The following is a 25,041-nucleotide window of genomic DNA, read 5'->3' on the forward strand; positions in this document are numbered from 1 at the left end:
CAACGGCATAACCGCTCCGGCCGTCCGGAAGCTACCCGTCATGAAAATCGCACGCAACTTCAAACGCTTCGGCATAACAACCGCCCTGCTGCTCTGCCTTTTCACGGCAGGCAAGACCGTTTCCGCAAACGACATGCCGATTGCCGAAACGCCGGACACAGCCTCTGCCGTCACGAAAAAAGCCATGCGAAACAACGAAAAAGACCACTCAGCCATGAATGAAGAAATCACCATCAGAATCGGCCCCTCGACCTTTTCGGCGACCCTGTCCGACAACCCGACCGCACAGGCATTCCGGAAACTGCTGCCGCTGACCATCACGATGCAAGATCATGCCGGAAACGAGAAATTCCACACACTGGCAAATACCTTGCCGACCGATGCATCCCTGCCGGACAAAATCCGGACGGGTGACCTGATGTTATGGGGAAACGACTGCATCGTCCTGTTTTACAAAACCTTTTCCACCTCATACCGGTACACCCCCATCGGAAAAATCGGCAACCCGTCCGGGCTGGCCGAAGCACTCGGCCATACAGACGTAACCATTACCTTTCAATCCGCCAACCAGACATCCCCTTGAGCTTGCCATGAACCGAAAACGCCTTGCCAAAAACCTTATCATGGGCCTGTTGATCGCCATCGGCACCATGTCCGTCAACGCAACCCCTGTTCATACTGAAGGAAACACTATGGAAACACTGAATCTGACCAGTGCATGGGACAAGACTTTCCCGCAAAGCGACAAAGTAACGCACAGCAAAATCACTTTCACGAACCGTTATGGCATCACACTGGCCGCCGACCTGTACATCCCGAAAAACGCCAAAGGCAAACTGCCCGCCATCGCCGTCAGCGGCCCGTTCGGTGCCGTCAAGGAACAAGCCTCCGGCCTGTATGCCCAGACCATGGCTGAACGCGGTTTTCTGACCATCGCATTCGACCCATCCTACACCGGTGAAAGCGGCGGCACGCCCCGTTATGTCGCCTCGCCCGACATCAATACCGAAGACTTCAGCGCCGCCGTCGATTACCTGTCGCTGCGTGACGACGTCGATGCAGAACGCATCGGTATCATCGGCATCTGCGGCTGGGGTGGATTCGCCCTCAATGCCGCCGCAAACGACCCCCGTATCAAGGCAACCGTCGCATCCACCATGTACGACATGACCCGCGTCACCGCCAAAGGCTACTTCGACAGCATGGATGCAAACCAGCGCTATGCACTGCGCCAGCAACTCAACGCCCAGCGACTTGAAGACGCACGCAACGGCACCTATGCCCGTGCCGGCGGCGTAGTCGATCCGCTACCTGAGGATGCACCGCAATTCGTCAAGGACTACTACGCCTATTACAAGACACCGCGAGGCTACCATCCCCGCTCCCTCAACTCCAACCAGGGATGGAACACAACCTCTGCGCTCTCGTTTTTGAATATGCCGATTCTGGCGTACAGCGACGAAATCCGTAACCCCGTACTGATTATTCACGGTGAAAAAGCCCATTCCCGCTATTTCAGCGAAGACGCATTCAAAAAACTCAAGGGCGACAACAAGGAACTGATGATCATCCCCGGCGCGAACCATACCGATTTGTACGACCGCACCGACATCATCCCGTTCGACAAACTGGAAAACTTCTTCAAAACCAGCCTGAACTGACCCGCCAATCCCCCTTCATCCGGGAAAGCGTCCACAGGAACACGCTTTCCCGGACAAAAGCGGCACATACCGGAAACACAACAGCACATCCCGCAGTTTCCGGCCATACCCTATGCATCCCTCACACTGCTTGCCGGACAACTGCATAACCTGCCGGCAATACGGTAAACTGAAAACTTGCACCCCGCCGGAAAACCATCCCGAAATACCTGAATTCACGCCTGACACAAAACCCAGCATCCGGCGGAAAACCGCTTGCAAACAAAACAGGCACACGATACGTCAAAAAAATGCGGAAAATCCCCTCACTCCTTCTCTTGTCCCTGCTCGCCTTCCATGCAAACGCCGCCGAATTCTCGCAACCCGGACGACACTACGACGAACAGGGCGTCTATCAGGGCCGCATGGATACGAACGGTCGCATGTACGACCGGTCCGGACGCTATATCGGACGAAAAGACGCGAACGGGCGTCATTACGACAGTCAGGGACGCTATACCGGTCGCGAAGACACCAGCGGCAGACGCTACGACAACCAGGGACGCTACCTCGGACGAAAAGACACGAACGGACACCGCTACGACAGTCAGGGACGCTATACGGGGCGCGAAGACGCCAGCGGCAGACGCTACGACAGCCAGGGCCGCTACCGCGGCCGCACGTCCCGATGAGATGGAATCATCTCCTGCATGACACGTCGGGATTCAATCCGATACGAAAAAGCCGGCCGCTGCACAAGCTGGAATACCTTGGGCTTCAACCCGGTTTGACCTGATATTTCATGATTGGACAATCGGTAAAAAACGGACGATGGCAACCGGACATTTGCAGAATACATCCGAATTACAGGTTACAAGGCAGACAGCGGCAAAAATGAATCACCCCCGATACATGCGGCCAATCACTGTTTATCCTTAGCGAATTGACCGGAACAGATGGAAAATACGTGATTCCGGAACGGATTATACAAATCTCGCTCATTTCCAGAATCCAAAACAAAACATCAAAAAACCTTCAAGACAACACATGCCGATCATCGCGTTCCTTACAAGCAACAATTCCCTGCCCATTCTCCTGCCCTGATATTTTTCGAAAACTTCATTCCTGCGTTTTTCCGTATATCCGGGACGGCAATACAAGAAATGAAAAAACGGCGAGACGGGAAAATCCCATCCGGATGCCAGCACAACATAACCCGTATTTTGCCATCATCCTGCGCTTTTTCCTTTCCATGGAAAAACTCGCTGGCGACCCAAATATAACCGGTATATTTCAACACATTAACAATCTTTATCAATCAAATAGTTATAAATGATAGTTAATGTTGTTTTTCATGATTTGACATTGAATATGTCTTTCGATTTTCCCGAAAAAAAGCAAAAAACAGACAATGAAAACCGGTGACGGAAACAGTTCACGAATCAGTTACGGTTTCGGTGATTTCAGCCGGTCCGGAAAACGTTTCAATAATGCATATCTCAACGTTCGGTTCAAACATAACGATCGGCAATCCGTCTGGCAGGTTTCCCCATTAAACAGATATGCCATCCGGATTTTTCTGGATATTTCACCCGAAATATCCTGTTATTCCGTTTTCCACTCATATTTTTGACTGATCCTGTTTTTTCGGACGACTGTCAGAAAAATCCTGCTGAACGTTATCCCATACGGTTCTTTCTGAATTCACCGCCGGATATATGATATTTTCCATTAAGGTGATCGTTCTGTCCGATAGCCGCGACAACCGTCCGGATTGCACATCAAGGAAACAGGGCCAGCCGTTTCATGCCTGTCACGGAAATGCCCCGACAACTGATGCAAGGATATAAAATGGCGGATTGTTTTCCTGCGTGTCTGCCACCTGCAATGCGCCGCCTCGGACCGGAGCGGTTTCCCGGCATGTCGCAGCCAACCGTTTTCAATAAGTCTTGTATAAAGGAAATGAACAGCCGTAAAGCCGAATTGCTGATGGCCAGTGTGACGCTGGCATGGGGTTCTTCCTATCTTCTGATGAAGGTCGGGCTGGACGGCATCGGGCCGTACAACCTGATCGCCATGCGCTTCGGCATCGCTTTCATCGCCATGTCGCTCATGTTTTTTCCCCGCTTTCGCCAGTTGACGCTGCCGACACTGGCGAAAGGGCTGGTCATGGGCGTGATTCTGTTCCTCATTTTTTACGGCATGGTCAACGGGGTCAACCTGACGACAGCTTCGACGGCAGGATTTCTCACAAGTACGACAGTCGTCATCGTGCCGCTTCTGCAAAGCCTGATCGGCAAAACGCTGCCCTCGCGCAATATCGTGATCGCCATTCTGATTTCCATTACCGGACTGTTTTTGCTGACGGCAAAAGATGGCGTATCACTCGATGCCGGTGCGATTTACTGTCTCATCGGCGCATTCTTTTACGCGCTTTATATCATCGTGTTCGACAAACTCGCCAAAGGCAACGATGCATTGATAATCAGCATTATCCAGCTGGGCGTCGCTTCACTGATCGGTGCGGCTTTCATGCTGTTCTTCGAAGTACCGTCCCTGCCAGAGACACCGCTCCAGTGGGGCGCGATCATGGGACTGGGACTGATATGCAGCGCTTACGGTTTCGTGGTGCAGCCAATCGCCCAGCGTTATACCTCGGCTGAAAACATCGGGCTGATTTTTTCGCTGGAACCGGTATTCTCCGCCCTGCTTTCCTATATCTTTCTGCATGAAATTCTGGCACTGCGCGGTTATGTCGGTGCCGCGATGATTTTTGGCGCAGTCGTTTTCACGGAATTGTCGCGCAAACCGCCGAAGTAAGAGACTGCCGCTTCCGGCTTTCGCCTGTCCGCAAGCGTTTGCCGCAAACGACTTTCCATGCATGGGATGGCATTTTCAGGCAATTTATCGGGATTTCCATCTCTTTTTCACCGGCATTTTCCATGAAAAAATAATGCCGTCCGAACAACGGCCGCACACGCCGTCACAATACACAACACGAGGAAAAACACATGGATCTGAATACATTTCTGGAACATATGAAACAACGCCGTCCGGTTCCGGTACCGTCGGAATGGCAAGACTTCATGACAAAAACCAGTCAGGAAGCCCGACGCATCACAACTGAACTCAACGCTTCCTGTCATTCACCTGAAACCATCTGCGAACTGATGTCCCGGCTGACGGGCGTCCCTGTCGATCCCACTTTTCGCCTGTTTCCGCCGTTTTATACGGATTTCGGCAAGAACATCCGTTTCGGAAAAAACGTTTTCGTCAATTCCGGCTGCTGTTTTCAGGACCAGGGCGGTATTACAATCGGCGACGGCACCCTGATCGGCCACCAGGTAGTACTGGCGACGCTCAATCATGCGCTGGAACCTCAACAGCGTGCCACAACCCTGCCCGGACCGATCGTTATCGGAAAAAAAGTCTGGATCGGTGCGCATGCCACGATATTGCAGAATGTGACGATCGGCGACAATGCCGTCATCGCCGCAGGCGCTGTCGTAACGCGGGACGTACCGGCCAATACGGTTGTCGCCGGTGTCCCCGCAAAAGTGGTCAAAACCCTTTGACGCTATTCGCCCCCACAGACCGGCATCCACAACATTATCCCCTGACATCTATTCCGTAGAGAATCAGGCAAGAATGGAAAAGAAATGGGTATTCAGTACTTTTTATCGCGTTTTTATACTGGATGCACATGAAAATCCTTTCAAAACGGAGTGAAACCATGGAAAAACGCGAACTTGGAAAAAGCGGCCTGAAAGTGTCCGCACTGGGTCTGGGATGTATGGGAATGAGCATGGGATATGGTCCAGCCGCCGACATCGGTGAAATGGTCAATCTCATTCATGAAGCCGTCGATCTGGGTGTCGATTTTTTCGATACTGCCGAGGTTTACGGCCCGTTCACCAATGAAGAATTGCTCGGCAAGGCACTCTCGCCCATCCGTGACAAGGTCATCATCGCCACGAAATTCGGTTTCGCGCCCGATCCCGCCAATGGCGGTGCATGGACAGCAGTCAACAGCCGTCCGGAACATATCCGCGAAGTGGCAGAAGCTTCTCTCAAAAGACTCAATATCGATACGATCGACCTGTTTTACCAGCACCGTGTCGATCCGTCCGTACCGATCGAAGACGTCGCCGGAACGGTCGGCGACCTGATCGCAGAAGGCAAGGTACGGTATTTCGGTTTGTCCGAAGCCGGCGCCAATACCATCCGGCGCGCCCATGCCGTCTGTCCCGTCGCGGCACTGCAAAGCGAATATTCCCTGTGGTACCGCAAACCCGAAGAAGAAATCCTGCCGCTGCTGGAAGAACTGGGAATCGGTTTCGTACCTTTCAGCCCGTTGGGACAGGGGTTTCTGACCGGTGCCCTCAAGGCGGATGCCACGTTCGACAAAGGTTTCGATTTCCGCAAATTCTTCCCGCGCTTCTCCCCGGAAGCCCTGAAAGCGAACCAGCGGTTCGTCGAAAAACTCAAGGCACTGGCAAATGAAAGAGGCGCAACGCCCGCCCAGATCGCACTGGCATGGCTACTCGCGCAAAAACCCTGGATCGTACCGATTCCGGGAACGACGAAATCACACCGTCTGAAAGAAAATCTGGCATCGGTCGATGTCCGGCTTTCGGACGCCGATTTGCGGACCATCGGCGATTCTCTGGCCGAAATCGAAATTTACGGCGACCGCTTCCCCGAAAGCTACGAAAAGGGAACCGGCATCTGAAACCGATCCTGACGAAAACCGCTTGCCGGGCCTCCGATTCTCTTATCCGGATATTGGCTGGCCCGGCAACCTTTCCCATCCCCGGCAAAACGTCATCCACTTTCCGAGCGTCGGCGAAACGTACTTGTCCCGATGGTAACAAAGCGTAAACGGCCGAACGAAACGGCGTTCCGTATCCAGTACCACAAATTGCCCGGCATAAAACGGCTGTGCCAGAACGCGTTTTGAAACGAAAGTCACCCCCAGATTATTGCCGACACAGGCCAGAATCGTGTCGGGCGCATTCAGCGAGAGGAAAACAGACGGGTTACCCAGACAAGGAGCAAGATGATTGTCGAAAAACGCACGACTGCCTGAACCCGGTTCGCGCAACAGCCAGCGCTCACCGGCCAGTTCGGCAAACGAAACCGTTTTTTTGCCTGCCAGCCAGTGCGTTTTCGCTGCCAGCACAACCATTTCATCTTCCAGCCACGGCTCGCAGACAATCATGGGGTCCGTCAGCGGAGCTTCCACCAGTGCCATATCGATCTCGAAACGGCAAATCATCCCTTCGATAGCTTGCGAATTGCCGATTTCCGCACTGGGCAACCAGCCGTTTTCCCGATTGAACGCCGCAAACATATCCGGCAACAGATAGCTGCCGATGGTGCGTGTCGCACCTATGGCCAGTCGGGTATCTACGCCCTGCCGGCCGAAAAGCGCAGCGACGCCTTGCGAGCGCGCCAGCAATTCATCGGCCAGCGGCAGCAATTTTTCCCCTTCGCGGTTGAGATGCAAACGTGCATGCTGCCTGTCGAACACACAGACACCCAGCTGGCTTTCCAGCTCGGCCAGTGCCTGCGAAACCGCACCTTTCGTCATGAACAGTACATCCGCCGCACGGGTCATGGTTCCGTGCCGCGCGATGGCGACGAAAACCGAAAGCTGTTTTAGGGTAATCCTCATCGTTTGATTTTTCTAAACACAATGTCAAAAATTATTCGATTTTCCAAATGATACCCGATCATTACAATCAATGGCATGGAAAAACAATCAACGGAGTGCGACATGTTCAAATGGATACACACAAAAACACGCGAAATCCCGACACCGGTTGCCGGTCTTGCGCTGGGTATCGCCAGCATGGGATGGTGTCTTGAAAACCTCTTGCCACTCGACGGACGTGGACAAACCGCAGGAGCCGTCATCGCCGGTATTCTGCTGTGTATGCTGACAGTCCGGTTCATCTGCCACCCGGATACCTTGCACCGTGATCTCAAGCACCCGGTCGTCGGCAGTATCGTCCCGACATTCGCGATGGCGACCATGGTAGTTTCCAAAGCACTGGGACGGGTATTTCCGGTAACAGGCGAGATTCTGTGGTTTCTGGCTGTCGGCGTCCATCTGGTCGTACTGGCCCTGTTCATCTGGCACCGCGCCAGAGACTGGCAAATGAACCACATGGTACCCAGCTGGTTCGTGCCACCGGTCGGCATTGTCGTCGCCGATGTCACCTGCCCGGGAGCCGCCTATACGGAACTGGCGCTGATATTGCTGGCGATCGGCCTGACGAGCTACCTTGTCATGTTGCCACTGATGGTTTACCGCCTTGTATTCAGAAGCGAAGTACCTGATGCCGCCAAACCGACCATCGCTATCATGGCTGCACCTGCAAGCCTGTCGCTGGCAGGTTACCTGACAGTGGTCAAAGAACCGTCCCTGCTCGTCTGTGCGGTTCTGCTCGGTATCGCTCTGCTGATGACCCTGTTTACCTATATCGCACTGTTTCACCTGATGCGCCTGCCGTTCACGCCGGGTTACGCAGCCTTCACCTTCCCCATGGCGATCGGCGCGACAGCATTGTACAAGATGGCCCATCTGGTCGCGGGTTTTCCGCAAGCGACACAATACGCCGAACAGCTGCGTATGCTGGCAACAGGGGAAGCCGTCATCGCAGCACTGGTCATCGCCTACGTGTCCGCCCGGTTCTGCTACTATTATCTGTGGCCGCAAACCGTTCGCTTCCGCGTGAAAAGTCCGGCCCGCTAAGCTGTCATCGACCACGTGCCATCCGGGGTGATATTCGCACCGGATGGCACTAGAACGTCAGGACACGGTCACATTCCACCACCCATTCCGACAGGGCTTGCATCGTGGATTTTTCCGCACCTGCAAAATAGGGATGATTTCTGTATATGCCACAACGTGCCATACAGGTACCGCACACCCTGACGGCAACACCCTGCGCGATCAGATCTCGAAGCATCTGCGACAAATCCTGGTCATAATTTTCCGGCGGCCTGCAAATATCTCTCGCCATATCGACCGCGTCGTTCATCAGAAACAGACGGACATCATGTCCGTTTTTCCGTAATGTATTCGCCAGCCTGAGTCCGTTCCATGTGACATCGGTGGAATCATAGGGTTCGCGATTGAATACGATCAGTATTTTCATTTCCCTTTCCTTTCAAAAGCCATCCGCATACCGCCTGAATCGTCGGCACTCCCCTGTCACGACCATCCGCAACGTCGCCATCACGATCCGCGACACGAACATGATGATGAATACACAATACACATATGACGACTATGCCATACCTGACAATCAGCTTACAACAGCCGATTCAGCCGACGTGACAGGATGCCGTTTTATACCGGCTAGCGTGTCATATCATTCCGGTTCCAGTGCACACGGCACGATCCGCTTGATATACTGTCGGTATTCATGTTCCCCGGGAATACAATGACCGACAAACTCAAAGACAAAATCGAAAAATTTCTGACGATGTGTCGGAAATCGAAAGCGAAAACGGAACAGGACGACGACAATGCCATCAAGGTCGATACGATGACGGAAGACCTGCACAGCGAACTCGCTGCGGATGCAGTCGCCATTACCAGCAGCCTCATGGAACTCCAGCGCTTGTTGCCGCTGTCGCGCAAACTGGCCGATCTGGGTCGCCTGCTGGAAAGCCAGGGCAAGATCACCTTGCAAGCCGATGAAGCCTATGATGAAGCCGCACTGAAATTTTTCAGTGAATTGTATGGCGGAGGCATATCGCCTTCCAAAGCCTTGCACTGACATATCCATCCGGGACCTCCCCTGCTTTCCTTGTCTTTTCGCACCTGCCGGAAAACGGCATTTTCCGGCATGATATCTTTCCCTTTCATGCCCCTAGCTTTTCCAGCCGCTCCACAACGAACTGTCGCCATGCAAACCCCTTTCCCATATGGGTTTCCCCATCCATGAATCGGCACAAGTCCGGACCATCCACCAGTCATCCATGCCATAACCTGAAAACCTTCCGTTTCACGCCGATCTTTTGTCGGATTGAAAACGGCACCATCCGGTACTTGACAGGCACCAATGATATATATTTTAATATTATATCTTTTTATATATTATTCACCCCCAGCCAACCAACAGGAGAGCAGATGAATCCCTTGAAATTACTGGTTATCGGCGGTGTAGCCGCCGGAGCTTCTTTTGCCGCACGTGCCAGACGGCTCGATGAAAGCGCCGAAATCACGATGATCGAACGTGGCAACGACGTATCTTTCGCCAACTGTGGCCTGCCTTACCACGTGGGCGGCGAAATCACCGACCGCGATGTACTGGCTGTCCAGACACCTGCCTCGCTCAAGGCCATGCTCAATGTGAACGCACGTACCCGATGCGAAGCGATCCGTATCGACCGGCAAAACAAAAAAGTGCAGGTTCGCGATCTGTCGACCGGCCGGGAAGAATGGCTCTCCTACGACAAACTGATGCTTTCTCCGGGTGCGGCACCGCGCGTCCCCGCCATCGAAGGTGTGGACAATCCCCGGATTCATGTGCTGCGCAATCTCTCCGACATGGACCGCATCATCGCCGATACGGCTGCTGGCATGCAGGCCGTCGTCGTCGGCGCGGGTTTTATCGGTCTGGAAATGGCAGAACAGCTCCATCGCAAGGGACTGAAGGTGAAAATTGTCCAGAAAGGCCCGCACGTCCTTCCGCAAGTCGATGGCAGAATGGCCGTACCGCTGGAACGCGCACTGGCAAGCCATGGCATCGAACTGTTCACGAACGATGAAGTCGTGCGTTTTGAAAAAGGCGATGCATCGCTGGTTTGCCATCTGGCATCCGGCAAAACGCTTCCGGCCGACGTCGTCATCCTGTCTATCGGCATCGAACCGGAAAGCAAGCTGGCACGTGAAGCCGGCCTGAAGCTGGGCAAGCGTGGCCACATCGTCGTCAACGAATTCATGCAGACATCCGACCCGGATATCTATGCCGCCGGCGACGCTGTGGAAACCACCGACCGGGTTTTCGGAAAACCTGTCGCCATTGCACTGGGAGGCCCGGCCAACCGGCAGGGACGTGTCGCGGCCGACCACCTGTTTCTGGGCGACAAGGCACGTCCCTACCCGGGATCGCTCGGTACAGCCATCGTAAGAGTATTCGATGTCGCTGCCGGTTCGACCGGCTGGACCGAAAACCGCCTCAAGGCTTCCGGACTGCCGTATGCCGTCACGACCGTCAACGACGTTCACCATGCTTCCTACTATCCGGGTGCGCAAATGGTGACGCTGACCATTCTCTGGGATCCCGAAACGGGACGTCTGCTCGGTGCAGAAGCTGTCGGCATCGCCGGTGTGGACAAGCGGCTGGACGTACTGGCGACCGCCATCACCGCCAACATGACCATCGACGACATTTGCCACCTCGAACTGGCTTACGCGCCGCCATTCGGTTCCGCCAAGGATGTCATCAATATCGCCGGTTTCGCAGCCTGCAACCAGCGCGACGGTCTGGTCGATGTGACGACGGCATTGCCGTCCGATCCGTCAGTACAGGTCATCGACGTACGTGGCAAACCGGTTGCGCAAGCCAGTCCGGTACCCGGTTCGGTCAACATCCCGGTACCGTCTTTGCGAGACAACCTCGACAAGATCGATCGCAACCGTCCTGTCGTCACCGTTTGCGCACTGGGCAAAAACAGCTACTTCGCATCCCGCATCCTCAGGCAAAACGGCTTTAATGTCACCAGCCTTGCAGGCGGCTTGACAGCGCTGACCGAAAAACCCTGAAAAACCGGCAAGGCTGCCGGTACAACAAGATGGCCTGTCATTAAAAAAACGGCACGTTTTCCGTGTAGTCGGAAAACGTGCCGTTTTCATTACACATCATTCATCATGCGCCCCTGTCCGCAATACCGGATACCGCCTCTTTTTTATGATGAATATTATTTTATATTCATCATGTTACCAGATGATCTTCATGTTGTTTCATGGATTTTGCATACGAATCCGGTCATCCGTTCGCACCGTCACTGTAATCAGGAAAACATGATGTATCCAGAGATATTGCTGTTCTGATTATCCAGCATGTCGCCATCCATTCCCCTATCCCGCGCCATTGCCTTCATACAAACGACATGACCTTTCAATGCACTCGCGCGCAATCCATCTCACTTGCGATTCTTCGGATATCCCGATCATCCAACACTGTAGAAAACGGTTTAATAAAACACTTTATAATAATGATTTTATGAAATATTTATAAAACGTTGCAAAAACTCGTATTGCTGCATACCGCTCCGGTTGCCGCATATATCCATAAAATCCGACTATACGGCACCGCCATCCCTCGTAACCGGATGACGACACACATCAGACTTGCAATTCCCTGACCTTGTGTACATTGCGGGATGGCGGTTCCCCGAACAGGCGCTTGTATTCGCGATTGAATTGCGTCGGGCTTTCGTAACCGACAGCCAGACAGGCTCGCGAGGCATATTCGTTTTCGACCAGCATCAGCCGCTGTGCCTCATACAGACGCAAACGCTTCTGGTACTGCAAGGGAGACAGCGTGGTGATCTGCTTGAAATGGCGATGAAACGTAGAAGTCGCCATATTGACTTTTTTCGCTAATTCATCGACTTGCAACGGTTCCTTATAGTTTTTTCTCAACCATGAAACAGCCTGCGCGATACGGTTTCCCTGGGAACCGGCGGTATTGATCGCACGCAAAAAACGGCCTCTCGGTCCGGCCAGCAGGCGATAATGGATTTCCCTGACGATCATCGGAGCCAGCACCGGTATCTGTCCCGGATTGTCCAGCAATTCGGTCAACCTCAAAAAAGCGTCAAGCACATCCACCTCTATCCGCATGACGCACAAGCCTCTGGCTGTTTCGACACTACCCTGTGCCAGTTCAGGCTGTTCCATAAGCAGCTGGCCAATGATGTGCCGATCGATTTTCAGCGATACCCCCAGAAACGGTTTTTCCGGTGTGGCATCGAGAATGTAATTCTGGCTCGGCAAATCGACACTGTTTAACAGGCTGTCGTACTCATGGTAAAAATATTCCTCGCTGCCGACAACCGACCGTTTGTTTCCCTGAACGACGACACCGACTGCCGGTTCGTAAAAACAGTTCTCGCACGATTCGCCTTCATCGAACCTGAACAGGGAAAACCCCGCGATCTGTGTCTGGTACTCACCCTGTTCCGGCAACCACTTGAGCAGCTTTCCCCGAATAAGACGGTTTTTTTCCTGCAAAATACTCTGGCTGTTTTCCGGCATGATTTCCTCCCCTTCCGCAATCATTGCGCTTGTTCTCTGCATGATAGGTCGTCCTTGTCCGATTTTGCACAAACAGAGAGAATCAGGCAAGAACAGGATAGTTTCATATCTTAAATTTCAGTCTGTTGAAAATTAAGATTTTCCCTGAGGAAAACCGCATGCGGGCGGTCATACGCAAGCCGATCCGAACCGCCCGTCATGATTTACGGACACACCACAGGAGGAATCATCATGCAAAAACGTCGACTCGGAAAAAACGGCCCATTCGTATCGGCTATCGGTCTTGGCTGCATGGGTATGAGCTTCGGCTATGGTTTGCCGAAAGACCGTGCTGAAATGATCGGCCTCATTCGAGCTGCTGTCGAACGCGGTGTCACTTTTTTCGATACTGCCGAAGTGTACGGCCCCTTTACCAACGAAAAACTGGTCGGTGAAGCACTTTCGCCATTCAAGGGAAAAGTCATGATCGCCACCAAATTCGGTTTCGCACCCGATCCGTCAGAAGGCGGCCAGTGGCGCAAGCTCGACAGCCGTCCGGAACATATCCGCGAAGTGGCCGAAGCGTCCCTGAAACGGCTGAAAGTCGATGCGATCGACCTGTTTTACCAGCACCGTGTCGATCCGGATGTCCCGATCGAGGATGTCGCCGGTACCGTCGGCGATCTCATCGCCGAGGGCAAGGTCAGGTATTTCGGACTTTCCGAAGCCGGCGCCAATACCATCCGCCGCGCCCATGCCGTCTGTCCTGTCACCGCCGTACAGAGCGAATATTCTCTCTGGTGGCGAAAACCGGAAGAAGAAATTCTGCCCACGCTGGAAGCACTCGGCATTGGTTTCGTACCGTACAGTCCGCTAGGCAAAGGCATTCTGACAGGAGCGTTCAGTGCCAATACCCGTTTTGACACATCCGACTTCAGAAGCATCCTGCCGCGTTTTTCGCCTGAAGCCCTGAAAACGAACATGACTATCGTCGATCCGCTCAAAAAATTCGCCGCACAAAAACAGACGACACCGGCACGTATCGCACTGGCATGGCTGCTGGCACAAAAACCCTGGATCGTTCCGATTCCCGGAACGACGAAACTGTCCCGTCTGGAAGAAAACATCGGCGCAGCCGACATGTCGCTGACTGCAAAAGAATTGCGCGAAATCGATCAGGCTGTCTCGAAAATCCGGCTGGTCGGCGCACGATACCCTGAGAAACTGGAAAAAATGACAGGTCGCTGACCATACTTTTCCTAAGTCCGGCAAAACGAAACCGCGAAAACGTAAAATGAAACCCGAAGGAAAAAATTTTTTGTCCATACTGGCTGCCATCGTGTTCACACTGTGCAGCCTGTGCAACTGTGCAAAGGCAGATACCATGAATACCGAACAGAAAAACACGCAGCTCGCCCGGCAGGAAAAAATCGTCATGATTGCCGCTTTTACCGCCAACGGTGATTTGTCCCGTCTGAAACCGGCATTGCATGAAGGACTTGACAGCGGTCTGAACGTCAGCGAAATACGGGAAATACTGATCCAGCTTTACGCCTATACCGGTTTCCCGCGAAGTCTCAACGGTATCCAGACTTTCATGGATGTCGTCGCGGAACGGAAAAACCGGGGCATCCATGACCCGGAAGGTGAAATGCCTGCCGCGTTACCACCCGGAACCGACCGGGACGCCTATGGCGAACAGGTCAGGATGAAGCTGGCCGGCATCACGACCTTGCCTCCAAAAGCCGGCTACCAGCTGTTCGCACCCGGCATCGACACATTCCTGAAAGAGCATCTCTTTGCCGATATTTTCGGGCGTGGCGTGCTGGATTACACCAGCCGTGAAATCGCGACAGTATCGGCACTTGCCGCCATGCACGGCACCGGCGCCCAACTGCAATTCCATATGCAAGCTGCCATGAATGTCGGCGTGACACCGGAACAAATGGAAAACATCCTCTCCGTCCTGAAAAAACGCGTGGGCGACAAGGAAGCGGAAAACGCCGCCTGCATTTACAGGAAAGTACTTGAAAAAAGATCTTTAACAAAATGATTATAAAAATAAACCATAATTTCATGCACTGGAAAACACCATGAAAACGCAATACGGTATTTTTTGCGCTGCCGTCATGATGGCGGCATCATGCTGCTGTCAGGCTGCCGCTACCGACAAAACGGTACCTGAAAAACCTGAACAAACCATCATCCACAGCGAGACGCACAATCGCTTCAAAGGTGCGTCAGACTATTTCACTGGCGATGCCGAGATCGAAATGCTGTTTCAACCGACGGCGGAATTACCGGCATCCGGCGCCTATGTAACCTTCCAGCGCGGCGCACGAACGGCATGGCATACCCATCCTGCCGGACAAACCTTGCTGGTCGTCTCTGGCAAGGGACTGACGCAGGAATGGGGCAAACCGGTCGTCGTCATCGAAGCGGGCGATGTCGTCCGCTGCCCTGCCGGTATCAAACACTGGCATGGCGCCGCTCCCGGCAGTACCATGACACATCTCGCCATTACCGGCGATGTGAACGGAAAAAACGTCGAGTGGCTGGAAAAAGTGAGCGACAGGCAATATGCCGGACACTAGTCCAGGGTATCCTTGTCCTCCAGCTTCGTAAGATTCTGTAAAACTCCTGTGCAGGATGATGGATTGCCGATATGCTTCCCGCATTTGTATCTTCCGGCATCCCCAGTCCGGCACCAGTGCTTCCGTTTGGAGAACCGTTTTCCGATGTTTCACCTCGTCGCCACCCTGATCGGCCTGTATGTCATCATACGATTCGTACCGCCCCTGCCGGTCGGAACGGTCTGGAAATGGCTCATTGCCGCCTTCATCTTCCTGATCGCGCAATACCATCTCCTCAATCGCATTTTTTCAGGCAGCATGGCCTCGCCTGAAATGCCGGTTCCGGTACTGATACTCGCAGGATGGCTGTTCGGTGGACTCTTGTTGCTGATGTTCTTGTTACTCGTCAGGGACATCGCCATACTTGCCATGCTGGCGATGCACAAGGCCGGACTGACGGGGACGACCTTGCGTTCAGGATACCGTACCGTACTGGTCATGGCACTGGTCGCCCTTTCACTATCCGCCTTCGGTGTCTGGCAAGCCATCCGCATTCCCGACATCCGTCGCGTCGATATCACATTAAAACGTCTGCCTGCCGCACTTGACGGCATCAGACTGGTACAAATCACCGATCTGCATGCCAGCCGCCTGTTCAGCGAATCCTGGACACGCGCCGTCGTCGACAAAACCAACGCCATCCGTCCGGATATCATCGTCATGACCGGCGACCTCGTCGACGGTACCCCCGCCAGCCGTGCCGCCGATGTCGCACCACTTGCCGACCTCAGGGCACGACTCGGTGTTTTCGCCGTCAGTGGCAATCACGAATATTATTCCGGTCATGACCAATGGCGACAGACATTTGCCCGACTGGGCCTGAATTTCCTTGAAAACGCCCATGTCCGGCTGACCGACCAGGGACAATGCCTGATTCTGGCCGGACTGTCCGACCCCGTCGCGATACGGTTCGGTCTGCCGACACCCGATCCCGACAAGACCCTTCGTGAAGTCTTGCCGGATGTTCCCGTCATCCTGCTTGCCCACCAGCCATCCGGTGCCGCCGCCCATGCGCAACAAGGCGTGGATCTGCAACTGTCCGGCCATACCCATGGCGGCCAGATACTGGGATTGCACTGGATCACGCAAATGGCCAACGAAGGCTATATCTCCGGCCTGTACCCTATCGGCGACATGCAACTGTACGTCAGCAACGGTACAGGACTGTGGAGCGGCTTCCCGCTGCGGCTGGGCAAACCGTCCGAAATCACGGAAATCGTGCTGCATGCCCCGACAGGGAAATAATCGTCCGGATACGCCATATCCTCCTCTTCCATCTCCCGCGCCATGGTATCGTTCATCATGCCGTATCCCGGACTTTCCCGTCTTTCCTTCATCCTGTCCACCCTGCCAGCCATGCATACATTTTTTCGTGAGTGAAAAAACGCTTCAGTATCATGAAGTGACACCCGTTTTCTGCAATCTCCATACAAAACGGCATTGACAAAATACTTCGCATGCGAATAATATGCGCCAGAACTTTTAGCAATCTAACAGTGAACACCGAATGTCCGGAAACGATCGCTCCCTTATGGAACTGATGATTACCCTGACACAAGTCTCGCGCGCCTACAAGGCGGTGTGCGACAGGCTTGCATCCCGTTTCGGGCTGACCCAAGCCATTGCATGGCCAATCGTCGCCATCAGCCGTCTTGGCGATGGTGTGCGCCCCGGCGTGATCGCCGAGGCGGTCGGCATCGAACCCTCTTCCGTCGTCCGTCTGATCGACCAGCTGGTCGCAGCCGGCCTGATCGAACGACGCGAGGATATCAACGACCGTCGCGCACGGCTTTTGTTTTTGACCGAAAAAGGACGTGAAAAGGTTCGTGAATTCGAGGCTGCGCTCGCACCGCTGCGCCGCAAACTCCTGCACGGCCTGACCGAGGCTGAACTCGACGTCTGCATGCACGTCTTCAAAACGCTCGGCCAATCCATCGAACGACACAGAATCGCACAGAAACAGCATGATCAAGTTGCCTGACCGGGAAGAATTCATCTTTTCCCTGAAAAGTTTTGTCGGCGCCATGATGGCCTTGTATCTGGCGTTCCGTATCGGCCTGCCTCGCCCGTTCTGGGCGCCGCTGACTGCCTATGTCGTTTCGCAGCCACTGGCGGGAGCCGTCCGTTCCAAGGCACTCTACCGTGTCATCGGCACGATTATCGGTGCGCTGGCGATCGTGACCCTGATTCCGACATTCGTCAATTACACCGGCATGTTCGCGCTGGTCATGGGCGGCTGGTTCGGATTTTGCCTGTTCATGTCGCTGATGGACAGGACGCCGCGTTCATACGCTTTCCTGCTGGGGGGCTATACCGTCGGTTTCGTCGCTATGCCCGCACTGGCCGACATGTCCACTTTCAATATTTCGGGCATTTTCGATGTCGCGCTGGCACGCTCTGAGGAAATCATCCTGGGGGTGCTGTGTTCCACCCTGGTACACAGCCTTGTCCTGCCCAAAGGTATCGGCAGCGTGATCCTCAAACGTCTCGACCAGGTATTGAGCGACGGCCAGCAATGGGTCAACAATATCCTGACATCGGCAAAGACCGGCGGCGAAAGCCGGATGGATATCAACAAGCTGGCGCTGATCATCACCGAATTGCGTATCATGTCCACCCATTTGCCCTATGACACGGACAATGTACGCTGGACATCCAATATCGTACGTTCCATGCAGGACCGCTTTTCCACACTTGTCCCTGTCCTCTCGGCGATAGAAGACCGGCTGCATGTCCTGTACAACAGCAATCAGGGTACCTTGCCGGATGAATGGCAAAAACTGCTGACCGATATTTCCGACTGGATCGCGCGCGGTGCCGAAGACGACCGGCCCGAAAACGCCATCCGTCTGAGACGCCGCATCGACCGCATCATTCCCGTACTCAACAGCGAATCGCACTGGGAAGATATGCTGCTGGCCAATCTGGGAACGGAACTATACCGTCTGGTCGATATCTGCGAAGACTGTTTCGACTTGCGCCGCAAGGTCGATATCGGTCTGAAAGGTGAAATGCCGCCTAACGAAATGCGTGAACCGAAAGTATCGACCATGACGCTTTACGTCGATCGCAAACTGGCGCTTTCCTCGGCTTTCGCCACAGCCATGTCCATGATCGTTTCCTGCCTGTTCTGGGCCGCCTCCGGCTGGCCGACAGGATTTGCCGCACCGATGATGGCAGGGATGTACTGCATGTTCTTCTCGACATTCGACAATCCGGTACCGATCCTGAAAACCCAGTTCTACTGTACCCTACTCTCCAGTCCGGTATCGGGCATTTATCTGCTCTGGCTGTTGCCGTCCGCACACAGCTTCGAAATGCTGATGCTGCTGCTCGCACCGTTCCTGATCTGGTTCGGCACCTATCTCTCCAAACCGGCCACTGCCGTGAAGGTCATTCCGTTCATGTTCACTGTACTGGCGACACTGACCATGTTCGATATGGATTCAGCCAATATGACCTCATACATCAACTCCCAGATCAGCCAGGCCATCGGTGTCGGTTCGGCCGCCATTTTCATGGCCATATTCCGTACCGCCAGTGTCGATTCGCTTATCCGCAGGCTGGTTCATTCTATCTGGGAAGACATCTCCAGACTCGGTTATGCCGTCAGGGCACCGTCCGTCGTCGCCGTCACTGTCAAGATGGTCGACGGCATCAGTCTGCTGGCTCCCCGCCTTGCGCTGGCGACCAAAACCGGCATGGCCGACCATCCCGGCGTGATGGCCGCCACGAATATCCTGTCCGACCTGCGCGTCGGGCTGAACATGACACGCCTTTTGCGTACGGAAACCAAGCTGGAACACCAGAACCTGAGCGTCCGCCCCGTACTGGAACGTCTCTCGGAATACTACCGGCATGAGAAAAAAACGAGGGATGTCGCGACAGAAGGACTCCTCGATGAAATCGACATGACCCTCTACCGCATGGCAAACGCCACTGGCCCACATCTCCAGCAAAGCCAGGCAATTGCCGCACTGACCGGTATCCGGCGCGATCTCTTCCCGGACGCGCTCCCTTATTCACCGTCATCGGTCAGCTTCCGGCATGCCGAAAACATCCGGCAGCAACCCCCTGACAAGACCCCGAACAACCCGTAAAACTTACCTGTCCGGCACCTTCATCAACCTATTGACACAACTGGTTGAAATGATAATATTTACAACCTTAATATTTGACATGCAAATTATTTACATGTAATGGAAACTCCAGACCAGTTATTCATGCGTTTCACGAGTGTTCTCACCCGAGTGGCACGTGCCTACAAAACGTCTGCCGACAGGGTCGCCTCGCAGCATGGTTTGTCACAGGCCACGGCATGGCCTGCTGTCATGATCGACCAGATGGGCGATGGCGTCCGTCCTGGCGAAGTCGCCGAAGCGCTTGGACTCGACCCTTCTTCCGTCGTCAGGGTGATCGATCAGCTGATCGCCGCCGAGCTGCTCATTCGCGAGGAAGATGCCAACGACCGGCGCGCCCGCCTGCTGACCCTGACGGAAAACGGCCGTCAGCGCGTCCGTGAAATCGGACAGGCCATGCGGCCGTTCCGGCGTACATTGTTCCAGGATATCGACCGCGAAGAACTTGAAACGGCGATGCGGGTACTGGAAAAACTCCGTTTGGCAATTATCAGGCGCGACAAGACGACATCATGCTGAAGGCTTTCCTGCAAAAACCGACTGCCGACGAACTGTTGTTCGCCTTCAAATGCCTGCTGGCCGCGATCATGGCGCTTTATATCGCCCTGCGGATCGGTCTGCCACGTCCATTCTGGGCACCGATGGCGACCTGCATCATTTCGCAATCCATGTCCGGCAGCGTTTTCGTACGTGCTTCCTCGCGTTTGATCGGCACACTGGTCGGTACGGTAGTCGCCGTTTTGTTGCTGATTTCCTTTATCAACTACACCTTTCTGCTCTGTTTTCTCATTGCGCTGTGGGTCGGCACCTGCATGTACTTTTCGATGCTCAAACGCACCACAGATGCCTATGTCTTTACCGTGGCGGGCTTTACCGTACCGGTCATCATTTACGGCATCATCGGCGATATCGAGCTGATCAATGTCCAGGATGTCACCGATATGGCGATCGCACGTGCCGAAGAAACCGGTATCGGTTTCTTTTCCGCCATCGTGGTGCACAGCCTGTTCTTCCCGCGCTCCATTGGTCCTGTCGTCGTCCGCAGAATGGACGAAGTCTGGAAAAGCATCCGCCAGTGGACAGCATCCGTCCTGCAGGGACATGCGACCGCAAACGACTCGCCACGGACCAATGCCACCCGCATCATCACCGATTTGCGGGTGCTCTCGGCCAATCTGCCGTTCGATGCCTCAAACGAACGCTGGGCAGTCGCCAACATCCGCCTGCTTCAGGATCGCCTGACGGTCATGATTCCCGTGATTTCCTCGATCGAAGACAGCATCTCCACCCTGCAAAAAGCAGGCAAACTCCCAGGATACTGGAAATATCTGCTCGACAACATCGCCGTCTGGATCGAACAGGACAATGTCACACCGGAAAGCGCGCAATGGCTTCGCGAACGTATCCGGAGCGGATTGCCGAAAATCACACCGCAATCCACCTGGGATGAAACCATGATCATCCGTCTGGCATCGGATCTCGGAAAACTGATTTCCTACTGCGAAAGCCGTGCGGACCAGCGCCGCGCCATTGACGCCTGCATCAGCGGCAAGGCGACCGTCATGCCGAAAACCGCCCCTGTTTCGCTGACCGAACTGCACAAGGATCGCAGACTGGCATTTTTCGTTTCGGCATCGGCTGTTTTCACCATCACCATCGTTTCCCTCATGTGGGTCGTCAGTGGCTGGAATGCCGGTTTCTGCGCCCCGATGATGACCAGCATTTTCTATCTGTCCTTCATCCGTAACGACAATTCCGTCCGCGCCATGAAAATCGTGCTGCTGTTCACGATCTATTCGCTGTTGCCTGCGGGCATTTATCTGCTGGTCGTGCTGTACAGCACCCATTCTTTTGAAACACTCATGCTGCTGCTGGGACCGTGCATCGTTTTCGTCGGGATATTCATGGCACGTCCCGCCACAGGGCTGGGTGCCACCATTTTCATGATGGGCATCTGGTCAACGCTCACCATGTACGATCTGGATATGGCAAACGCCACCTCGTTCATCAATGGCCAATCCTTCGCACAATGCTTCGGTATCGTCATGGCTCTGCTTTCGGCCATGATTTTCCGTTCCTTCGATGCGGAATGGACGACACGCCGCCTGCTCAACAGCCTTTCCGAGGAAATTTCCCGTCTGTCGCAGTCAGCCAAATCACCGTCGGTCATCCAGACGACCGTCCGCATGATCGACCGGATCAGCGTACTTGCGCCCCGTCTTTCCGCTTTCGGCGACGAAAAGGAAAACATCATCTCCGGACTGTTCCGCGAACTGCGTATCGGCATGAACATGGTATACCTGATGCACATGCGTTCGCGTCTTGAACGCAACGGCATCGCCATCCAGCCGCTTCTGCAGGCGCTGTCCGCCTATTTTTCCAAGCGTGACCATAAAACGGACGAACAGACGGCCCTGCTCGAACAGATAGACAATACATTGCAAAAAGTCTGCCACATGTCCTCGACCGTCCGCCAGAACGCCGCCATTGCGGCCATCGCCGGCATCCGTCAGGACCTGTTCCCCAAGGCACACCCCTATTACCCTCAAACCCTGATTCCCAAGGAGATTGTATGACTGGTGAATTCAGTTTCTTCGGTATGTATTTTCCATGGCTGATGCTGACATCGCTGCTGGCGCTCGTCGCCACCCGATTGATCAGCATCTTTCTGGCGCGCATCGGTTTCTACCGCCATGTCTGGCATCCCCCATTGTTCGATGTCGCGCTGTTTCTCGTCGTACTCGGAATTTTCGTCACTTTGTTTAATCTTGGCAGGTCTTGATTATGTTTTCCAAAATATCCCTCTCCACCGTCAGGCGCTATCTGGTCACCCTGGCTGTCGTGCTGGCCGCACTGTTCATCGGCTGGCGTCTCTGGATACATTATGAGAACGACCCCTGGACCCGTGATGGCCGTATCAAGGCTGACGTGGTGCAGGTCGCTCCTGATGTATCCGGTCAGGTTACAAAAATCAATGTTATCGACAACCAGACGGTCAATGTCGGCGATGTACTTTTCGAAATCGATACCGCCCGTTTCGAGCTGGCGCTCCGTCAGGCCAAGGCTGCCGAGGAATCCGCCCGTGTCACACTGGCGCAGGCCATCCGCGAAGCAAAACGTAACCGCGAACTGAAAGACCTGGTCGCAACCGAAGTGACCGAACAGGGGCAATCCCGTGTCGAAGAGGCACAGGCCGCCCTGCTTGAAGCTATCGTGAACCGGGACAAGGCACAACTTGATCTGGATCGTACCAAAGTCGTCGCTGCCGTAGACGGCATCGTCACCAACCTCAATCTGCGTGTCGGTTCCTATGTCACGGTCAGCACGCCGGTCATGGCACTCGTCGATCGCAACTCCTACTACGCCGAAGGATACTTCGAGGAAACGAAATTGCCGAACATCGCCGAAGGCAACCGCGCGACTGTTCGCCTCATGAGTGATGATGAAGTGCTTGAAGGTCATGTCCACAGCATCTCCCGCGGTATCGAAGATCGTGAAAGAACCACCGGCGGAAAACTCATGCAGAACATCAATCCGGCTTTCAACTGGGTTCGTCTCGTCCAGCGTATTCCGGTCCGTGTCGAACTCGACAAGATTCCGGACAATATCAAGCTGGTATCGGGACAGACCGTCACTATCGAGGTCTTCCCGTCCGAAAAGGTCACCGTCGCCAAAAACGACAAACCGGCACAATAAGGATTGGCCATGTGTAACAAAAAACTGCTTTCCTGCCTTGTTCCGCTTCTTGCCTGTTCGGTACTGACCGGCTGTATGACCGTCGGCCCGGACTACAAGATTCCGGAAAATGCAACCGTCAACCAGCCCGATGCCGCCAAACCGTTTGCCGCCGCCGAAACCGGTACCTATGTCCAGGAACCGCTCCCCGAACACTGGTGGAAACTTTACGACGACCCGGTATTGACATCCCTCATCGAAAAGGCGCTCGTCGCCAATACCGATTTGCGTGTAGCCGCCGCCAATCTGGCACGTGCCCGCGCCGTACTGGAAGAAGTCGAAATGGGTACCGTTCCGACTGTCGATGTCGAAGTCGCACCGAAATTCGGACGTAACTCGGCAGCCGCTGACGGTTTGCCCGAACGGTATCCTGATCGGTGGTCGCATGACAGCGGCATCAATATTTCCTACCAGCTCGATCTGTTCGGCAAGATCGCTCGCGGTATCGAAGCCGCCAGTGCCGATACCGAAGCCGCTCAGGCAGCCTATGATCTGGCACGGATCACGATCGCGGCCGATACCGCCAAAGCCTATGCGGATGCCTGCTCGTCCGCCTACCGGGTCAAAATCGCCGAACATTCTGCCGACTTGCAGAAACAGTTTCTCGATACCACGACCCAGCTGACCGTAGCCGGACGTGGTACCGCCATGGATATTTCGCGCGCCAGTGCACAACATGAAGCCCTGCGGGCCGCCATCCCGCCCCTGAAGGCCCAACAAAAACTGGCACTGTACCGGCTTGCCGTCCTGACGGGCGAATTGCCCAACACACTGGTCGATACGGTCGGCCAGTGCAGCAAACCGCCGCAACTGTCGCAACCGATTCCGGTCGGCGACGGAGCCACGCTGTTGCGCCGTCGTCCCGATATCCGTCAGGCCGAACGACAGATGGCTGCCGCCAGCGCCCAGATCGGCGTCGCCACGGCTGACCTGTATCCAAGCATCAATCTCGGACTTTCCGGTGGGATGACCAGCCGATTCTCATCTTTCGGCGACAACAATACCTTCCGTTGGGGCATCGGACCGCTCATTACCTGGACACTGCCCAATACCGGTACAGCCCGCAGCCGCATCAAACAGGCCGAAGCCGAACATCAGGCTGCCTTCGCACGGTTCGACGCCACTGTATTGAATGCCCTGCGCGAAACCGAAAGCGCACTGACGACCTATGCGCGTGAGCTCGACAGAAACGCAGCCCTCAAGGCGGCACGTGACCAGAGCGCCCTCGCCAATGATCAGGCAAGACGTCTTTATCGTCATGGCCGGATCGATTTTCTATCGACCCTGGACTCGGAAAGAACACTGGCTGCGGATGAAAGCGCCTATGCCGCTTCGACGGCCAAACTGGTCGATGACCAGATTTCCGTTTTCCTGGCACTCGGCGGCGGCTGGGAACAGAATGTGCAGCCTGCCGAAAGCGATAAACAGTAAGGCCGTTTCGCCGGACAGTGTTCTGTCCGGTCACCGTTTTGTCAAAGGGCCGGTTTTCCTTCCAGAGCCGGTCCGCCCGTTGAAACCGTCACTGCGGTTTCAACGGCACCTTTTTTTGCCGGATTGCGCCGGTTTTGTCACACTGCCGCATTGTGATACGTTCTTTGCTGCACATCCGTCATGACAGGCGATTGCGAGAAAAC

23 protein-coding genes are annotated in these 25,041 nt (G+C 54.5%); 20 read left to right on the forward strand and 3 right to left on the reverse strand.

Annotated features, from left to right (window positions below):
• Nucleotides 1-40 precede the first annotated feature (40 nt).
• The 6 genes from NAI64_RS03555 (at nt 41) to NAI64_RS03580 (ending at nt 6,372) form a co-directional block, all read left to right on the forward strand.
• Nucleotides 41-583 carry a cyclophilin-like fold protein gene (locus NAI64_RS03555; protein WP_269297816.1) on the forward strand — a complete coding sequence of 181 codons (543 nt, stop codon included), beginning with the start codon at nt 41-43 and terminating at the stop codon, nt 581-583.
• Between the two features lie 7 nt (nt 584-590).
• The gene (locus NAI64_RS03560; RefSeq protein ID WP_269297818.1) at nt 591-1,661 is read left to right on the forward strand and encodes an alpha/beta hydrolase; all 1,071 of its coding nucleotides are present in this window, start codon (nt 591-593) and stop codon (nt 1,659-1,661) included.
• Between the two features lie 290 nt (nt 1,662-1,951).
• Nucleotides 1,952-2,332: a transcriptional initiation protein Tat gene (locus NAI64_RS03565; protein WP_269297820.1), complete on the forward strand. Its 381-nt coding sequence runs from the start codon at nt 1,952-1,954 to the stop codon at nt 2,330-2,332.
• Between the two features lie 1,270 nt (nt 2,333-3,602).
• Entirely contained in the window at nt 3,603-4,460 is an 858-nt protein-coding gene (locus NAI64_RS03570) for a DMT family transporter (RefSeq protein WP_269297822.1), read from the forward strand.
• Between the two features lie 191 nt (nt 4,461-4,651).
• Nucleotides 4,652-5,215 carry a sugar O-acetyltransferase gene (locus NAI64_RS03575; RefSeq protein ID WP_269297825.1) on the forward strand — a complete coding sequence of 188 codons (564 nt, stop codon included), beginning with the start codon at nt 4,652-4,654 and terminating at the stop codon, nt 5,213-5,215.
• Between the two features lie 158 nt (nt 5,216-5,373).
• A complete protein-coding gene (locus NAI64_RS03580; protein ID WP_269297826.1) occupies nt 5,374-6,372 on the forward strand; it encodes an aldo/keto reductase in 999 nt (332 codons plus the stop codon).
• Nucleotides 6,373-6,414: 42 nt separating this feature from the next.
• Here the strand turns inward: NAI64_RS03580 and NAI64_RS03585 are convergent, their stop codons facing one another.
• Nucleotides 6,415-7,317 carry a LysR substrate-binding domain-containing protein gene (locus NAI64_RS03585; RefSeq protein ID WP_269297828.1) on the reverse strand — a complete coding sequence of 301 codons (903 nt, stop codon included), beginning with the start codon at nt 7,315-7,317 and terminating at the stop codon, nt 6,415-6,417.
• A 102-nt stretch (nt 7,318-7,419) separates the two neighbouring features.
• Between NAI64_RS03585 and NAI64_RS03590 the strand changes: the two genes are divergently transcribed.
• Nucleotides 7,420-8,400 carry a TDT family transporter gene (locus tag NAI64_RS03590; protein WP_269297829.1) on the forward strand — a complete coding sequence of 327 codons (981 nt, stop codon included), beginning with the start codon at nt 7,420-7,422 and terminating at the stop codon, nt 8,398-8,400.
• Between the two features lie 49 nt (nt 8,401-8,449).
• On the opposite strand, the gene NAI64_RS03595 is transcribed toward NAI64_RS03590, so the two are convergent.
• Entirely contained in the window at nt 8,450-8,806 is a 357-nt protein-coding gene (locus NAI64_RS03595) for a DsrE/DsrF/TusD sulfur relay family protein (RefSeq protein ID WP_269297831.1), read from the reverse strand.
• Nucleotides 8,807-9,094: 288 nt separating this feature from the next.
• Here NAI64_RS03595 and NAI64_RS03600 point away from each other — a divergent pair, with 288 nt between their 5' ends.
• Nucleotides 9,095-9,433: a hypothetical protein gene (locus tag NAI64_RS03600; protein WP_269297833.1), complete on the forward strand. Its 339-nt coding sequence runs from the start codon at nt 9,095-9,097 to the stop codon at nt 9,431-9,433.
• A gap of 353 nt (nt 9,434-9,786) precedes the next feature.
• Nucleotides 9,787-11,424, forward strand: a complete 1,638-nt coding sequence (locus NAI64_RS03605; protein WP_269297834.1) for an FAD-dependent oxidoreductase — start codon at nt 9,787-9,789, stop codon at nt 11,422-11,424.
• Between the two features lie 582 nt (nt 11,425-12,006).
• Here NAI64_RS03605 and NAI64_RS03610 read toward each other — a convergent pair.
• Entirely contained in the window at nt 12,007-12,963 is a 957-nt protein-coding gene (locus tag NAI64_RS03610) for an AraC family transcriptional regulator (protein ID WP_269297836.1), read from the reverse strand.
• Nucleotides 12,964-13,152: 189 nt separating this feature from the next.
• Between NAI64_RS03610 and NAI64_RS03615 the strand changes: the two genes are divergently transcribed.
• The 11 genes from NAI64_RS03615 to NAI64_RS03665 all read left to right on the forward strand — a co-directional run bounded on the left by NAI64_RS03615 (nt 13,153) and on the right by NAI64_RS03665 (nt 24,838).
• Nucleotides 13,153-14,148, forward strand: coding sequence for an aldo/keto reductase (locus tag NAI64_RS03615; RefSeq protein ID WP_269297838.1), 996 nt, complete (start codon nt 13,153-13,155; stop codon nt 14,146-14,148).
• Nucleotides 14,149-14,218: 70 nt separating this feature from the next.
• Nucleotides 14,219-14,953 carry a carboxymuconolactone decarboxylase family protein gene (locus tag NAI64_RS03620; protein WP_269297840.1) on the forward strand — a complete coding sequence of 245 codons (735 nt, stop codon included), beginning with the start codon at nt 14,219-14,221 and terminating at the stop codon, nt 14,951-14,953.
• A 40-nt stretch (nt 14,954-14,993) separates the two neighbouring features.
• A complete protein-coding gene (locus tag NAI64_RS03625; RefSeq protein ID WP_269297842.1) occupies nt 14,994-15,494 on the forward strand; it encodes a (R)-mandelonitrile lyase in 501 nt (166 codons plus the stop codon).
• A 144-nt stretch (nt 15,495-15,638) separates the two neighbouring features.
• Nucleotides 15,639-16,778, forward strand: a complete 1,140-nt coding sequence (locus NAI64_RS03630) for a metallophosphoesterase (RefSeq protein WP_269297843.1) — start codon at nt 15,639-15,641, stop codon at nt 16,776-16,778.
• A gap of 262 nt (nt 16,779-17,040) precedes the next feature.
• Nucleotides 17,041-17,514 carry a MarR family winged helix-turn-helix transcriptional regulator gene (locus tag NAI64_RS03635; protein WP_269297845.1) on the forward strand — a complete coding sequence of 158 codons (474 nt, stop codon included), beginning with the start codon at nt 17,041-17,043 and terminating at the stop codon, nt 17,512-17,514.
• Nucleotides 17,498-19,633 (forward strand): FUSC family protein, encoded by a 2,136-nt coding sequence (locus NAI64_RS03640; RefSeq protein WP_269297847.1) that lies wholly within the window; start codon nt 17,498-17,500, stop codon nt 19,631-19,633. The genes NAI64_RS03635 and NAI64_RS03640 overlap by 17 nt, the downstream gene beginning before the upstream one ends.
• Before the next feature lie 99 nt (nt 19,634-19,732).
• The gene (locus NAI64_RS03645; RefSeq protein WP_269297849.1) at nt 19,733-20,191 is read left to right on the forward strand and encodes a MarR family winged helix-turn-helix transcriptional regulator; all 459 of its coding nucleotides are present in this window, start codon (nt 19,733-19,735) and stop codon (nt 20,189-20,191) included.
• Nucleotides 20,185-22,248 (forward strand): FUSC family protein, encoded by a 2,064-nt coding sequence (locus NAI64_RS03650; protein WP_269297850.1) that lies wholly within the window; start codon nt 20,185-20,187, stop codon nt 22,246-22,248. The genes NAI64_RS03645 and NAI64_RS03650 overlap by 7 nt, the downstream gene beginning before the upstream one ends.
• On the forward strand, nt 22,245-22,454 hold the full coding sequence (locus tag NAI64_RS03655) for a DUF1656 domain-containing protein (protein WP_269297851.1): 210 nt from the start codon (nt 22,245-22,247) through the stop codon (nt 22,452-22,454). The genes NAI64_RS03650 and NAI64_RS03655 overlap by 4 nt, the downstream gene beginning before the upstream one ends.
• Nucleotides 22,455-22,456: 2 nt before the next feature.
• On the forward strand, nt 22,457-23,368 hold the full coding sequence (locus NAI64_RS03660) for an efflux RND transporter periplasmic adaptor subunit (protein WP_269297853.1): 912 nt from the start codon (nt 22,457-22,459) through the stop codon (nt 23,366-23,368).
• Nucleotides 23,369-23,377: 9 nt separating this feature from the next.
• The gene (locus NAI64_RS03665; protein ID WP_269297855.1) at nt 23,378-24,838 is read left to right on the forward strand and encodes an efflux transporter outer membrane subunit; all 1,461 of its coding nucleotides are present in this window, start codon (nt 23,378-23,380) and stop codon (nt 24,836-24,838) included.
• Nucleotides 24,839-25,041: the final 203 nt, after the last annotated feature.

It is taken from the genome of Oxalobacter paeniformigenes (genome assembly GCF_027158465.1).
Lineage (GTDB): Bacteria > Pseudomonadota > Gammaproteobacteria > Burkholderiales > Burkholderiaceae_D > Oxalobacter > Oxalobacter paeniformigenes.

Coding starts and splice junctions, on each gene's coding strand:
- NAI64_RS03555 (WP_269297816.1), top strand. CDS start 41: ATGAAAATCGCACGCAACTTCAAACGCTTCGGCATAACAACCGCCCTG.
- NAI64_RS03660 (WP_269297853.1), top strand. CDS start 22,457: ATGTTTTCCAAAATATCCCTCTCCACCGTCAGGCGCTATCTGGTCACC.
- NAI64_RS03585 (WP_269297828.1), bottom strand. CDS start 7,317: ATGAGGATTACCCTAAAACAGCTTTCGGTTTTCGTCGCCATCGCGCGG.
- NAI64_RS03615 (WP_269297838.1), top strand. CDS start 13,153: ATGCAAAAACGTCGACTCGGAAAAAACGGCCCATTCGTATCGGCTATC.
- NAI64_RS03610 (WP_269297836.1), bottom strand. CDS start 12,963: ATGCAGAGAACAAGCGCAATGATTGCGGAAGGGGAGGAAATCATGCCG.
- NAI64_RS03605 (WP_269297834.1), top strand. CDS start 9,787: ATGAATCCCTTGAAATTACTGGTTATCGGCGGTGTAGCCGCCGGAGCT.
- NAI64_RS03630 (WP_269297843.1), top strand. CDS start 15,639: ATGTTTCACCTCGTCGCCACCCTGATCGGCCTGTATGTCATCATACGA.
- NAI64_RS03645 (WP_269297849.1), top strand. CDS start 19,733: ATGGAAACTCCAGACCAGTTATTCATGCGTTTCACGAGTGTTCTCACC.
- NAI64_RS03560 (WP_269297818.1), top strand. CDS start 591: ATGAACCGAAAACGCCTTGCCAAAAACCTTATCATGGGCCTGTTGATC.
- NAI64_RS03595 (WP_269297831.1), bottom strand. CDS start 8,806: ATGAAAATACTGATCGTATTCAATCGCGAACCCTATGATTCCACCGAT.
- NAI64_RS03590 (WP_269297829.1), top strand. CDS start 7,420: ATGTTCAAATGGATACACACAAAAACACGCGAAATCCCGACACCGGTT.
- NAI64_RS03565 (WP_269297820.1), top strand. CDS start 1,952: ATGCGGAAAATCCCCTCACTCCTTCTCTTGTCCCTGCTCGCCTTCCAT.
- NAI64_RS03665 (WP_269297855.1), top strand. CDS start 23,378: ATGTGTAACAAAAAACTGCTTTCCTGCCTTGTTCCGCTTCTTGCCTGT.
- NAI64_RS03600 (WP_269297833.1), top strand. CDS start 9,095: ATGACCGACAAACTCAAAGACAAAATCGAAAAATTTCTGACGATGTGT.
- NAI64_RS03580 (WP_269297826.1), top strand. CDS start 5,374: ATGGAAAAACGCGAACTTGGAAAAAGCGGCCTGAAAGTGTCCGCACTG.
- NAI64_RS03640 (WP_269297847.1), top strand. CDS start 17,498: ATGATCAAGTTGCCTGACCGGGAAGAATTCATCTTTTCCCTGAAAAGT.
- NAI64_RS03575 (WP_269297825.1), top strand. CDS start 4,652: ATGGATCTGAATACATTTCTGGAACATATGAAACAACGCCGTCCGGTT.
- NAI64_RS03650 (WP_269297850.1), top strand. CDS start 20,185: ATGCTGAAGGCTTTCCTGCAAAAACCGACTGCCGACGAACTGTTGTTC.
- NAI64_RS03655 (WP_269297851.1), top strand. CDS start 22,245: ATGACTGGTGAATTCAGTTTCTTCGGTATGTATTTTCCATGGCTGATG.
- NAI64_RS03570 (WP_269297822.1), top strand. CDS start 3,603: ATGAACAGCCGTAAAGCCGAATTGCTGATGGCCAGTGTGACGCTGGCA.
- NAI64_RS03625 (WP_269297842.1), top strand. CDS start 14,994: ATGAAAACGCAATACGGTATTTTTTGCGCTGCCGTCATGATGGCGGCA.
- NAI64_RS03635 (WP_269297845.1), top strand. CDS start 17,041: ATGTCCGGAAACGATCGCTCCCTTATGGAACTGATGATTACCCTGACA.